This window comes from Acidisoma sp. 7E03, assembly GCF_054665075.1.
Window position 1 is genome coordinate 1 of record NZ_BAAFHE010000001.1, and the last position, 13,207, is coordinate 13,207.

Consider the following 13,207-nt stretch of genomic DNA (forward strand, 5'->3'; position numbering starts at 1 on the left):
ATGGGCCCGCTCCGCAGACGACGTCCTCTGGCGCCGCTCCAAGCTCGGCCTCCGCCTCACCCCAGACCAAACCGCCCGCGTCCAAAACGCGATGACCCACATCATCCCGGCACGGGAGCCTGTCGCTTGAGTTTGCAACTGAACACCATCAGCCTGAAACACGGCCAGGACATCATCATCGACGATGTCTCGCTGACCTTCGAGCGCGGGACGATGAACGTTCTGCTGGGCCCGACGCTTGCCGGCAAGACCACGCTGATGCGGCTGATGGCGGGCCTCGACCGCCCGACCACCGGCTCCGTGCTGATCGACGGGCGTGACGTGACGCACATGCCGGTGCGTCAGCGCAACGTCGCTATGGTCTACCAGCAATTCGTCAACTACCCGTCCCTCACGGTCTACGAGAACATCGCCTCCCCCTTGCGCGTCGCCGGGCTGCCGAAGGCCGAACTCGAAACCCGTGTGCGGGAGGCCGCGCGCGTGCTGCGGCTGGACCCCTTCCTCAACCGCCTGCCAGCACAGCTCTCCGGCGGCCAGCAGCAGCGCGTCGCCCTGGCGCGGGCGCTCGTCAAACACGCCGAACTCGTGCTGCTCGACGAGCCGCTCGCCAATCTCGACTACAAGCTGCGCGAAGAGCTGCGCGAGGAACTGCCGAAGCTTTTCGCCGCCACCGGCACCATCCTGGTCTATGCGACGACCGAGCCGACCGAAGCGCTTCTGCTCGGCGGCACCACCGCGACGCTGTGGCAGGGCCGGGTGACACAGGTGGGGCCGACCCCGCTCGTCTACCGCCGCCCCGCCAATATCGACGCGGCGCGCGTCTTCTCCGACCCGCCGCTGAACGAACTGACGGTCACGCGCGAGGCGAGCCAGGTGCGTCTGCCGGACGGGCGTATGATCCCAGCCGAGACGCTGCTTCCTGATCTTGCCGATGGCATCTACCGGATCGGCTTCCGGGTGGAGGATGCGACGATCGCGCCCGTCTCCGGCGCCCCCCTCGCCTTCCCGGGAACCGTCGCGGTCACCGAAATCAGCGGCTCCGAAAGCTTCGTGCATCTCACCCTCGGCTTCGCGACCTGGGTGAGCCTCGTCCTCGGCGTGCACGAATGGCAGCCGGGCCAAGCCGCCGAAATTCGCATCGATCCCGCCCATATCTTCGTCTTCGACGAGCATGGCGGGCTCGTGCGCGCCCCTGGCCGCGACGTCGCGGCAGCCCTGGTCTGAGGAGCGCAGCAATGGCCAGCATCACCCTCGACCATATCGCCCATGCCTATCCCGCGCCGCCGGGTGCGCCGAAGCATTACGCGCTCAAGCCGATCAAGCACGTCTGGAAGCAGGGGCGCGCCTACGCCCTCCTCGGCCCCTCCGGCTGCGGCAAGACCACCTTGCTCAACATCATCTCGGGGCTCGTCATCCCCTCCGAAGGCCGCCTGCTCTTCGATGATCGGGACGTGACGCGTCTGCCTACGGAAAAGCGCAACATCGCCCAGGTCTTCCAGTTCCCGGTGATCTACGACACCATGACCGTGGCGGAGAACCTGGCCTTTCCGCTGAAGAACCGCGGGATGGAACGTGGCGCCATCAACCGCCGAGTGGAGGAGATCGCGCATCTCCTCGACCTGACGCCCGACCTGCGGCGGCGGGCGCGCGGCCTGACCGCCGATGCCAAGCAGAAGATCTCCCTTGGCCGCGGCCTCGTGCGGTCGGACGTTTCCGCCGTGCTCTTCGACGAACCGCTGACGGTGATCGATCCCGCGCTGAAATGGGAGCTGCGCTCGAAGCTCAAATCCGTCCATCAGGCGCTCGACCTGCTGATGATCTATGTGACGCATGATCAGGTCGAGGCGCTGACCTTCGCGGACGAAGTCGTCGTCATGAAGGATGGTGCGGTGTTGCAGATCGGCACGCCGGCCGAACTCTTCGAGCGCCCGGCGCATAGCTTCGTGGGCTATTTCATCGGCTCACCCGGCATGAACTTTCTGCCGGCGACGATCGACGGCGCGACCGCCCATGTGGACGGCGCAGGCTTCGCGCTGGACGCGCGCTACGCGACGCCACCCGCCGGCGCCAAGGTCGAACTCGGCTTCCGCCCGGATTACGCGACCATCGCCCGCACGGGCGCCGTTCCGGTCCGCATCGACCGGATCGAGGATCTCGGCCGCCGCCGCCTCGCCCGTTTCACCCTTGCCGGCCGCGAAGCGGTCGCGACCCTCGCCGCCGATGCCGATCTGGCTGCGGGTGACAACGCGGCGCTGACCATCGCGCCAGGCCACGCCCATGTCTTCGTTGACGACTTCCGCACCGAAAGTGCCTCCGCATGATGGACAAACCCTGGAACAACCGGGCCTGGCTCTTCGTCGTGCCGGTTCTGGTGATCGTGCTCTTCTCGTCGCTGCTGCCGATGATGACGGTCGTCAACTACTCGGTGCAGGATACGATGGGGCAGAACAACTTCTTCTGGAACGGCGCCGCCTGGTTTCAGAATCTGCTCGATCCGACGACCGACATGGGCGGGCGCTTCGCCAATGCCCTGGTGCGCAACCTGATCTTCTCGATCGTCATCCTCTGCCTGGAAGTGCCGCTCGGCATCATCGTGGCACTCTGCATTCCGAAGCACGGCTGGCGCGTGGGTGCGGCGCTCGTCGCGATCGCCCTGCCGCTGCTCATCCCCTGGACCGTCGTCGGCACGATCTGGCAGATTTTCGCCCGCCAGGACATCGGCCTGTTCGGTGCAGCACTGAACGCCATCGGTCTGCACTACAACGATACGCAGGACCCGACCTCGGCCTGGGCCACCATCGTCATCATGGACGTCTGGCATTGGACGGGCATGATCGCACTGCTCTCCTATGCCGGGCTGAAGGCGATCCCCGATGCCTTCTATCAAGCGGCGCGGATCGATGGGGCGAGCCGCTGGTCGATCTTCCGCAACATCGAATTGCCGAAGCTGCAGAAGGTTCTGGTCATCGCCGTGCTGCTGCGTTTCATGGAAAGCTTCATGATCTACACGGAACCCTCCGTCGTCACCGGCGGCGGCCCGGGTGAAGCGACGAGCTTCCTGTCGCTCGATTTGGTGAAGATCGCGCTCGGCCAGGTCGATCTCGGCAATGCCGCCGCCATGTCCATCGTCTACTATCTCATTACGCTCACGATCTGCTATGCCTTCTTCACGATCATGACGCAGCTCGACCAGCGGAAGGGCAGCTGATGCGTATCCAGACCCGCAGCCTCGTCATCACCCTCTATCTCGTGCTCCTGTTCCTGCCGATCTACTGGCTGGTCAACATGAGCTTCAAGACCAATGCCGAGATCACCGGCCATCTGAGCTTCTGGCCGCATCACCCGACGCTCGGCAACTACGCCCACATCTTTCGTGATCCGGTATGGTACAACGGCTTCCTGCATTCGCTCACCTACGTGATCCTGAACACGATCATTTCGGTGACCCTCGCCTTGCCGGCCGCCTACGCCTTCAGCCGCTATCGCTTCATCGGCGACAAGCACCTCTTCTTCTGGCTGCTGTCGAACCTGATGGCGCCCCCTGCCGTCTTCGCCATGCCGTTCTTCAATCTCTATTACTCGATCGGTCTCTTCGACACGGTCTGGGCGGTCGCCCTCGCCCACTGCCTGTTCAACGTGCCGCTCGCGGTGTGGATCCTGGAAGGTTTCATCTCCGGCGTGCCGCGCGAGATCGACGAGACGGCGGCGCTGGACGGCTATTCCTTCCCGCGCTTCTTCGCCAAGATCTTCCTGCCGCTCATCGCCAACGGCATCGGTGTCGCCGCCTTCTTCTGCTTCATGTTCTCCTGGGTGGAGCAGCTGCTGGCGACCACGTTGACGACGATCCACGCCAAACCCATCGTCGCGGTGATGACGCAGGTTTATTCGGCTGCCGGCATGGATTGGGGCTTGCTCTCCGCCGTCGGCGTGCTGACGATGATCCCTGGCGCCATCGTCATCTGGTTCGTGCGCAACCACATCGCCAAGGGCTTCGCCCTCGGGCGGGTATGATCAAGGGAGACACGCATCATGCTCGCATGGATGGCTTGGACCTGGGCGACGGCCGGCTTCTTCGGCGCGATCCTGGTTTGCCTCATCATTCTCACTCTGCTCGCGGTGTTCCGGCCGGAGACGCCGCGGCGCGGCATCCTCGGTTTCCCGACAACGCGGGGAGACCGCTTCTTCGTATCGCTCATCGGTAGTGCGATCATCTTCGTGCTCTGGATTCGCCTCGCAGGCACGGACAATCTCTACTACCCGACGGGGGTCTCGCTGCTCTACGGGGTCGCGATGTTCCGCTACGCCTGACGCAACATAGGCCGGGACCGCCCGCATGATGGCATGCGGGGACCGGCCACTGGGGAGACGACAAGAATGAAAAGAAGAGACGTCCTCAAGAGCGGAGCTGCGGTCGCCGCAAGCGCCGCCATTCTGACCCATGCCGATCCCTCGCATGCCCAGCAGATGGATGCGGCGAAGAAATGGGTGGACGCCGAGTTCCAGCCCTCCACGCTCTCCAAGGACGAGCAGATGGCGGAGATGGAATGGTTCATCAACGCCGCGAAGCCCTTCAAGGGCATGCAGGTCAACACCGTTTCCGAAATCCTCAACATCCACGAATATGAGTCGAAGGTGCTGACCAAGGCCTTCGGCGAAATCACCGGCATCAAGGTCAACCACGACCTGATGGACGAAGGCCTGCTGGTCGACAAGATCGAAGTCGAGATGCAGTCCGGCCATCCGATCTACGATTTCTGGATGAACGATTCGGACTTCATCGGAACGCATCCGCGCTACCACGACATCGTCGACGGCTCGCTGACCGACTTCATGGCGAACAACGGCAAGGACGTGACCAACCCCGGTCTCGACCTGAAGGACTTCATCGGTCTCTCCTTCGGCACCTTCACCGACGGCAAGCTGTATCAGCTGCCCGACCAGCAGTTCGCGAACCTCTATTGGTTCCGGTATGACTGGTTCAAGCGCGAAGACCTGAAGAACCAGTTCAAGGCCAAGTATGGCTATGAACTCGGCGTGCCCGTGAACTGGTCGGCCTATGAAGACATCGCCAATTTCTTCACCAACGACGTGAAGACCATCGATGGCGTGCGCGTCTATGGCCACATGGATTACGGCAAGAAGGACCCGTCGCTCGGCTGGCGCTTCACCGATGCCTGGCTCTCCATGGCCGGCGCCGGCGACCGCGGCCTGCCGAACGGCCTGCCGGTGGACGAATGGGGTATCCGCAACGAAGGCGGGCGCCCGCGCGGCTCCTCCATCACCCGCGGTGGTGACGCGAACGGCCCGGCCGCCGTCTACGCGCTGACCAAATACGTCGAGTGGCTGAAGAAATACGCACCCCCGGAAGCGGCCGGCATGGACTTCCTGGAAGCAGGCCCAGTGCCGGGCCAGGGCCATATCGCGCAGCAGATCTTCTGGTACACCACCTTCTCCGCCACCATGAACCAGCCCGGCTCGCCGATGATGAATGCGGACGGCACGCCGAAATGGCGCATGGCGCCCTCCCCGCACGGACCGTACTGGAAAGAGGGCATGAAGCTCGGCTACCAGGATTGCGGCTGCTGGACGATGCTGAAATACGCGCCGATGGAGAAGATCAAGGCCGGCTGGCTCTATGCCCAGTTCTGCGTCTCCAAGACCGTCAGCCTCAAGAAGTCCCTGCTCACCCAGCACCTCATCCGTGAGAGCGACATCCAGAGCCAGGCGATGACCGATGCGGCGCCGAAGATGGGCGGCCTCGTCGAGTTCTATCGCAGCCCGGCCCGCAAGGAATGGACGCCGACCGGCGTGAACGTGCCGGACTACGGCAAGATGGCGCAGGTCTGGTGGCAGAACGTCTCCAACGCCATCGCGGGTTCGGTGACCCCGCAGCAGGCGATGGACGGGCTGGCGCGCGACCAGGATGCGATCATGACCCGCATCCAGCGTTCGGGCGTGCAAGGCGATCTCGGGCCGCTGATGAACAAGCCGCAGTCCGCGGAATACTGGTATCAGCAGGCCGAAAAGAACGGCACGCTGGCGCCGCAGCGTAAGCTCGCCAACGAGAAGCCGCCGGGACAGACGGTGGATTACGACGAGCTGATCAAGAGCTGGCAGGCACCTGCCACGAACAAGACCTGAGTGACGACCGGCCGGGGGGCGTTTCGCCCCCCGGTGCCTTTCGGAAGGATTGAGCGACCATGTCCGGCCATGTCCTGGTGATCGACCAAGGCACCACCTCCACCCGCGCCATCGTCTTCGATGCCGCCATGCGCCCCGTGGCGAGCGCGCAGGAGGAGTTCCCGCAGATCTTCCCGCATCCCGGCTGGGTGGAGCACAATCCCGAAACTCTGTGGGCGACGACGCTCGGCACCGCGCGCCAGGCGTTGGCGGAAGCCGGGATCGGCGCCACCGAAATTGCGGGCCTCGGCATCGCCAACCAGCGCGAGACGGCGTTGATCTGGGAACGCGAGACGGGCCGGCCCATCGCGAACGCCATCGTCTGGCAGGACCGGCGCACCGCCGATCTCTGCGAGCGGCTGGAGAGCGACGGCCACGGCCCGCTGATCGCGGAGCGCACTGGCCTGCGGCTCGATTCCTACTTTTCCGCTACCAAGATCGTCTGGCTGCTGGACCACGTGCCCGGCGCGCGGGCTGCCGCCGAAGCCGGGAAGCTCGCTTTCGGGACGGTGGATACCTTCCTGCTGTGGCGCCTGACCGACGGCCGGGTGCATGCGACCGATGCGACCAATGCCGCCCGCACCCTCCTGTGTGATATCCGCAGCGGCGAGTGGGACGAGGACTTGCTGCGGATCTTCGACATCCCCCGCAGCCTGCTGCCCGAGATTCGCGACTGCGCCGGAGATTTCGGCGCGACGCGGGCCGATCTCCTCGGTGGCGCCATTCCCATTCGCGGCATCGCCGGCGACCAGCAGGCGGCGCTGATCGGCCAGGGCTGCTTTACCCCCGGGACGGTGAAGGCGACCTATGGCACCGGCGGCTTCGTGCTGCTCAACATCGGCGATACGCCGAAACAATCCAGCCACCGGCTGCTGACGACCATCGCCTGGCAGCGCGGCGGCGTGCGGCGCTACGCCCTCGAGGGCTCCATCTTCTCCGCCGGCGCCAGCGTGCAATGGCTGCGCGACGGGCTCGGCCTGGTCGAGAATTCGGCCGAGACCGGCCGGCTCGCCGAAGCCTCGGACCCGGCGCAGCCGGTCTATCTCGTGCCTGCCTTCACCGGCCTCGGCGCGCCCTATTGGACGGCGCATGCCCGCGCCCTCGTCTGCGGCATCACCCGCGGCACGACGAAGAAGGAGCTGGCGCGCGCTGTTCTGGAGAGCGTCGGCTACCAGACGCGGGATCTGCTGCAGGCGATGCTCGCCGATTACGGCGAGCCGATCCAGGACCTCGTCGTGCGCGTCGATGGCGGCATGTCGGCCAGTGACTGGACCATGCAGTTCCTGGCGGACATGCTGGGCGAACAGGTCGAACGGCCGGCCTTCCACGAGACGACGGCCATGGGAGCGGCCTATCTCGCCGGGCTCGATGCCGGCCTCTACCCCGAGCCCGAGGAGTTCGCGCGCCTCTGGTCCCGCGACCGGGTGTTCACGCCGCAGCTCGACGAGGTGCGGCGGGCAGAAAAATACGCGGGCTGGCAGCACGCCGTGCGGCTGGCGACCACGCCCGAGGACTGAGCCGCCCGTGACGATCACCTTCCGCTGCGACCCGGCGCTGCTGGACAGCCTGCCGCGGCCGGTGCCGGCGCGGCAGGCTCTGCCCGACTGGCTGCGGGCCATGCCGCGGGAGGCATTCTCGGAGATGCATGGCGAGGCGCTGCGCACGGTGAAGCACTGCCCGCCCTTCGTGGATGCGATGAGCGCCGGCTTCGTCATCCCGCTGCCCTGCGATCTCATGGTCGCGGACGGCCGCATCACCTGGAATTGGACGCTACCGCCGTTGGCCGCGCGGCATCATCCGCGCGCGCCCATCAGCTTCCACAGCCCAGCCCAGGTCGAGGGCACGCCGCTGTGGTCGGCGGATCAGGTGGTCGTGAAGTTCAACAGCTTCTGGACGGTCGAACTGCCGGAGGGTTGGTCTCTTTTCGCGACCCATCCCGCCAATAGGCTGGACCTGCCCTTCCGCCTGCTGTCCGGGCTGGTCGATGCCGATCGGTTTCGCGACGTTCCGATCCTCTTCCCGGCGCTCTGGGTCGATCCGGATTTCAGCGGCGTGCTGCCGCGGGGCACGCCGGTCGCGCAATGCCTGGCTCTGCCGCGCGCCCAGCCTGACCTCGCCTATGCCGGCTTCACGGCCGAGGAGGCCGCGCGCTACGACGCGACGGCTGAGCGGCTGCTGGCGGAGACGGGTGTGTACAGGAAAGACTTCCGGGCGCCGCGCTCAGGCGGCGCGCGCCGTGAGGACGGCGGCGAGGTCTGACGGCCGGAGCCAGAGGGCCCCTGCGGGCGCCGAAACGAGAGCCTGGGCGATGCGCGCCAAGCTCTCGGGCTTGAGGCGGAAGGCTGCGGCATAGGCGTCCAGCGCCGCCTCGATCTCTCCCGCCTCCTGCAAGGCGACCCCCTGGTTGAAAGCCGCCTCGTGAAACTCCGGCCGCAGGGCGCTGGCCTGGGCGAAGGCCGACGCCGCCTGCTGCGCCCGGCCAGCATCCTGCAGCGTGAGGCCGAGGCTGTACCAGGCCGGCGCGAAGCCGACATCGGCGGCCAGCGCCGCGCGGAAGGCGAGCTCCGCCTCCCCCCTCGCACCCAGGGCCGCAAGCCCTTGGCCGGCGCGATGCAGCACGGCGGCCGGCCCCTGGCCCCGCCCCGCCCGGCGCAGCGCCATCAACGCCGCTGGCTGCTGCCCCTGCGCACGCAAGGCTTCACCAAGCGCGAGCCAGCCGGGGGCATAGGTAGGATGCGCCTCGAGCTGCGGCAGGAGCGCGGCGGCGCGCGCATCTCCGCCGGACAGCAGTTTCACGGCCTCATGAAACAAAAAGGCTGGGCTCTCGGGCGCGGTCGCTTGATCAGCCCCCATGCGCGGCACTCATCCTCGTGGCCGAATTATGATGACAACGCAATTCAATAGTCAAGTATCCGTGACGACACGTTCACATCGGGCGGTTCCAGCCAATCTGCCGGTCAGCCGGAACGCGCTGACGCGCAGGAGGGACGATGTTCATGTGCCACCTCTCGCACCATCCCCACAAGCGAAGCCTGCCATCCCGCCCCTCGCCCGCCGGCGACGCGCCATTCCACTCTGCCTGACACCATGCCTTCCCATCAACGACGATCCTCGCCGCGTGGGCGCTTTTCCCTGGGCCTGCACAGCATCTGCCTCTCTGCGCTGCTGCTGCTGCCGGGCTGCTCCTTCCATCGCGGCTTCTTCGCCCCGGGCGGGATCATTGCCCGCATGGAGCGGCACGAGTTCGTCATCGTCGGCATCGTCCTGCTCTTCGTCATCGCGCCGGTTCTGATCCTCACCCCTCTCATTGCCTGGCATTACCGCCTGTCGAATACGAAAAGCGCTTTCCGGCCAAACTGGGGGTTTTCCTGGATTCTCGAAGTCCTGATCTGGGTGCCGCCGACGCTGATCGTCATCGGCCTCTCCTTCATCCTGTGGCACAACACCGCGCGGCTCGACCCCTACCGGCCAGTGCCAGGCAGCGGCACGCCCATCGCGGTAGACGTCGTCGCGCTCGATTGGAAATGGCTGTTCATCTATCCCGAGCAGCAGATTGCGACGGTGAATACACTGGTTCTGCCTGTGGGGCGGCCCGTGCATTTCGCGCTGACGAGCGGCACGGTGATGCAGTCTCTGTTGATGCCGCAGCTCGCCGGACAGATCTACGCCATGGCTGGGATGCGGACAGAGCTGAACTTCCGTATCGATGCACCGGCGACGTATTGGGGCGAGAACACCCAGTTCAACGGCGAAGGCTTCCCGAACGAGAAATTTCCCATCTCGGCGGTGACGCCGGAGGATTTCGCGCGCTGGGTGCGGGAGACGCAGAAAAATCCGGACGAGTTGGACGATGCCGCCTACCAGCAGCTGTCCCGCCAATCGACGTTGGACCGGCCGAAAAGCTTCGGGTCCGTTGCCGCCGGCATCTTTCAGCGCATCGTTCACCAGCAGATCACGCCAGGCTACGTACAGCAGCATCAGGAAGACACTCCCCATGCATGACCACTCCATGCTCTGGCATGTTTTCCTCGGGCGCTTTGAATGGGACTCGCTGCCCTTCGTTGAGGCTTGGCACCACCCGACGGTGAGTGAGATCATCGCCGCTTTCGCCGGCGCCATGGTGATCGTCGGCGCCATCGCGGCGTTCGGTCTCATCACCTATCTGCGCGCCTGGCGCGTGCTTTGGACCGAGTGGTTCACCAGCCTCGATCACAAGAAGATCGGCATCATGTATGTGTGCCTCGCCATCATCATGATCGCGCGCGCCTTGATCGAGGCAGGACTGATGCGCCTGCAACAGGCGGTGGCCATCAACAATCCGGGGCTCCTTTCGCCGGATCATTTCTCCCAGCTCTTCACGACGCATGGCACGATCATGGTCTTCTTCGTGGCGATGCCGCTGCTGACGGGGCTGATCAACTTCGCCATGCCGTTGCAGATCGGTGCCCGGGACGTCGCCTTCCCCTTCATGAACAACGTCAGCCTCAGCCTCACCATCGGCGGCGCCATCCTGATGATGGTCTCTCTCGTCATCGGAAAGTTTTCCACCGGCGGCTGGAGTGGCTACCCGCCCTATACCGAGCTGACCTTCAATGCCGGCGTCGGACCCGACTACTGGATCTGGGCGCTGACGATGAGTTCGCTTGGCTCGATGATGACCGGCATCAACTTCGCCGTTACGATCTACAAGTTTCGGGCGCCCGGCATGCGGTGGATGAAGATGCCGCTCTTCTCCTGGACCGCCTTCTGCACCTCCATCATGATGATCTTCGCCATGACGCCGCTGACCCTGGCGACCCTGCTGCTCGCCGGGGACCGCTATCTGGGGATGCATTTCTTCACCAATGACGGCGGCGGCGACATGATGAACTTCGTCAACCTCTTCTGGCTCTTCGGCCATCCTGAGGTCTATATCCTCATCCTGCCCGCCTTCGGCGTCTATTCCGAGGTCGTCTCCACCTTCTCTTCAAAGGAACTCTACAGCTACGTCGGCCTCGTGCTCGCGACCATCGTGATCGCCGTGCTCTCCTTCACTGTCTGGCTGCACCACTTCTTCACCATGGGCCAGGACGCGCCCATCAACGCCTTCTTCGGCATCGCCACCATGGCGATCGGCATCCCGACGGGGGTAAAAATCTACAACTGGATCTGGACGATGTTCTGGGGCGAGGTACGTTTTACGGCGCCGATGCTCTTTTCCATCGCCTTCATGGTGACCTTCGTCATCGGTGGGGCCACGGGTATTCTGCTGGCGACGCCGCCGATCGACTACATGGTGCACAACACGCTCTTCCTCGTCGCGCATTTCCACAACATGCTCATCCCCGGCACGCTCTACGGCATGATTGCCGGGTGCCAATACTGGTTTCCCAAGGCCTTTGGTTTCCGGCTGGAGGAACGGTGGGGGCGCATCTCCGTCTTCTGCTGGTTCGTAGGCTTCTACCTCGCCTTCATGCCGCTCTACGCGATGGGCCTGTCCGGCGTCGCACGGCGCACGGCGGAGCTCTACGACCCGTCTCTGCGGCCTTGGGTGATCATCGCGCTGGTCGGCGCGGGTTTCGTGGGCGCCGGGCTTGCTGCCCTCTTCATTCAGGTCTGGGTCAGCGTGCGGCATCGCCACCGACTGCGCGTGCCGGTGGGCGACCCTTGGGACGGGCGCAACCTGGAATGGTCGGTCTCCGCCCCGCCGCCGGAATACAACTTCGCGACCATCCCGCATGTCAGCCGGCCGGATGCCTTCCACTGGCAGAAGGAGAACAACGGTGCCTATCACCCGGCGAACCACTATCGCGACATCACCCTGCCCAAGAACAGCGCTTGCGGACCCATTCTCGGGCTTGCCACCACCCTCTCCTTCTTTGGCCTCGTCTGGCACATCTGGTGGATGGCGGGCGTCTTCTTCCTGGTCGCGGTCGTCGCCGGCCTCGCACGCAGTTTCATGCGCAACCTGCACAAGGTGATCCCGGCGGCGGAAGTCGAGAAAGAGCATCGCCACTGGCTGGCGCAAGCGGCTGCCGCGCGCGCCGTTCCCCGCGCCCTCGAACAGTCGCCGCAGAACGAGGGGCTCGCGCAATGTCAGGGGTAAGCGAGCCGGAACTCACCCATGCCGGGCTCAACCTCGCGCACGAACCTGCGGAAGAGCGGGCGCAGATCAACAGCGACATCTTCGGCTTCTGGGTGTTCCTGATGACGGACGCGCTGCTCTTCGCCCTGCTCTTCGCGATCTACGGCACGATGCAGGGCCGCACCGCCGGCGGCCCCAGCCCTGCCGATGATTTCAAGTTCCATTCTGCCCTCTGGGAGACGGCGGCGCTGCTCACCAGCAGCATGACCTACGGCCTCGTCTCGATCGCGCTGAAACACCATGCCCGACGGCTCTGGATTGCCCTCTTCCTTGCCGTCACCTTCTGCCTGGGCGCCTATTTCCTGGGTATGGAAATTCATGACTTCATGGATACGGCCGAGCATGGCGCAACCCCGGAGTCCAGCGGCTGGGTCTCGGCCTATTTCGTGCTCGTCGGCATGCACGGCTTCCATGTCACCTGCGGCCTCATCTGGATCCTTCTGATGGGCGCGCAGATGTCGATCTTCGGGCTGGACCGCAGGCTCAAGGTCAATCTCGTGCGGCTCGGCCTGTTCTGGCATTTTCTCGACGTCGTCTGGGTCGTCATCTTCTCGGTCGTCTATCTGCAAGGATTGCTGCGATGAGCGGCGCGTCCGAAATCCGACGTGATCTCGCAACCTACGTGACCGGCTATCTGCTCGCCCTCATCCTGACGGGCTGCGCCTTCGCGACGGTCTACTTCCATCCGGTATCGAAGGCGGGGCAGTTCACCATCGTGCTCGTGCTCGCCTTCGTCCAGATCCTGGTCCATATGCGCTGCTTCCTGCACATCAGCCTCAAGCGCTCCGCGCGATCCGATCTTCAGCTCATCCTCTTCTCCACCCTCATCATCGCCCTGATGGTGGGCGGCACCCTCATCATCCTGTTCAACCTGCAGGCGCGCATGATGTAGCCTGCGGGCGC

The 13,207-nt window shown here is 64.9% G+C and carries 13 protein-coding genes; 12 read left to right on the forward strand and 1 reads right to left on the reverse strand.

The genetic code is table 11. The features are described 5' to 3' along the window. The first annotated feature begins 126 nt into the window (after window positions 1-126). From ACYQ6W_RS00005 to ACYQ6W_RS00040, 8 genes are all read left to right on the forward strand, one after another. Window positions 127-1,224, forward strand: coding sequence for an ABC transporter ATP-binding protein (locus tag ACYQ6W_RS00005; RefSeq protein ID WP_459672749.1), 1,098 nt, complete (start codon window positions 127-129; stop codon window positions 1,222-1,224). 11 nt (window positions 1,225-1,235) lie between these two features. Next, complete coding sequence (locus ACYQ6W_RS00010; RefSeq protein ID WP_459672750.1) at window positions 1,236-2,321, forward strand: ABC transporter ATP-binding protein; 1,086 nt, start codon at window positions 1,236-1,238, stop codon at window positions 2,319-2,321. Then, on the forward strand, window positions 2,318-3,208 hold the full coding sequence (locus tag ACYQ6W_RS00015; protein WP_459672751.1) for a carbohydrate ABC transporter permease: 891 nt from the start codon (window positions 2,318-2,320) through the stop codon (window positions 3,206-3,208). The genes ACYQ6W_RS00010 and ACYQ6W_RS00015 overlap by 4 nt, the downstream gene beginning before the upstream one ends. Then, window positions 3,208-4,011, forward strand: coding sequence for a carbohydrate ABC transporter permease (locus tag ACYQ6W_RS00020; protein WP_459672752.1), 804 nt, complete (start codon window positions 3,208-3,210; stop codon window positions 4,009-4,011). Before ACYQ6W_RS00015 ends, ACYQ6W_RS00020 begins: the two co-directional genes overlap by 1 nt. An 18-nt stretch (window positions 4,012-4,029) precedes the next feature. Next, window positions 4,030-4,308: a DUF2160 domain-containing protein gene (locus tag ACYQ6W_RS00025; RefSeq protein WP_459672753.1), complete on the forward strand. Its 279-nt coding sequence runs from the start codon at window positions 4,030-4,032 to the stop codon at window positions 4,306-4,308. Window positions 4,309-4,374: 66 nt separating this feature from the next. Then, window positions 4,375-6,141 (forward strand): ABC transporter substrate-binding protein, encoded by a 1,767-nt coding sequence (locus tag ACYQ6W_RS00030; protein WP_459672754.1) that lies wholly within the window; start codon window positions 4,375-4,377, stop codon window positions 6,139-6,141. Between the two features lie 59 nt (window positions 6,142-6,200). Beyond that, a complete protein-coding gene (gene glpK / locus ACYQ6W_RS00035; RefSeq protein WP_459672755.1) occupies window positions 6,201-7,697 on the forward strand; it encodes a glycerol kinase GlpK in 1,497 nt (498 codons plus the stop codon). A 7-nt stretch (window positions 7,698-7,704) separates the two neighbouring features. Next, complete coding sequence (locus tag ACYQ6W_RS00040) at window positions 7,705-8,439, forward strand: hypothetical protein (RefSeq protein WP_459672756.1); 735 nt, start codon at window positions 7,705-7,707, stop codon at window positions 8,437-8,439. Here the strand turns inward: ACYQ6W_RS00040 and ACYQ6W_RS00045 are convergent. Further along, a complete protein-coding gene (locus tag ACYQ6W_RS00045) occupies window positions 8,401-9,033 on the reverse strand; it encodes a tetratricopeptide repeat protein (RefSeq protein WP_459672758.1) in 633 nt (210 codons plus the stop codon). The genes ACYQ6W_RS00040 and ACYQ6W_RS00045 overlap by 39 nt on opposite strands. A gap of 234 nt (window positions 9,034-9,267) precedes the next feature. On the opposite strand from ACYQ6W_RS00045, the gene ACYQ6W_RS00050 reads away from it, so the two are divergent. The 4 genes from ACYQ6W_RS00050 to ACYQ6W_RS00065 are packed head-to-tail and all read left to right on the forward strand — an operon-like array spanning window position 9,268 to window position 13,196. Beyond that, window positions 9,268-10,182 (forward strand): COX aromatic rich motif-containing protein, encoded by a 915-nt coding sequence (locus ACYQ6W_RS00050; protein ID WP_459672759.1) that lies wholly within the window; start codon window positions 9,268-9,270, stop codon window positions 10,180-10,182. Window positions 10,183-10,189: 7 nt separating this feature from the next. Next, window positions 10,190-12,265 carry a cbb3-type cytochrome c oxidase subunit I gene (locus tag ACYQ6W_RS00055; RefSeq protein WP_459672760.1) on the forward strand — a complete coding sequence of 692 codons (2,076 nt, stop codon included), beginning with the start codon at window positions 10,190-10,192 and terminating at the stop codon, window positions 12,263-12,265. Next, the gene (locus ACYQ6W_RS00060) at window positions 12,253-12,888 is read left to right on the forward strand and encodes a cytochrome c oxidase subunit 3 (RefSeq protein WP_459672761.1); all 636 of its coding nucleotides are present in this window, start codon (window positions 12,253-12,255) and stop codon (window positions 12,886-12,888) included. Before ACYQ6W_RS00055 ends, ACYQ6W_RS00060 begins: the two co-directional genes overlap by 13 nt. After that, window positions 12,885-13,196, forward strand: a complete 312-nt coding sequence (locus tag ACYQ6W_RS00065; protein ID WP_459672762.1) for a cytochrome o ubiquinol oxidase subunit IV — start codon at window positions 12,885-12,887, stop codon at window positions 13,194-13,196. The genes ACYQ6W_RS00060 and ACYQ6W_RS00065 overlap by 4 nt, the downstream gene beginning before the upstream one ends. Window positions 13,197-13,207: the final 11 nt, after the last annotated feature.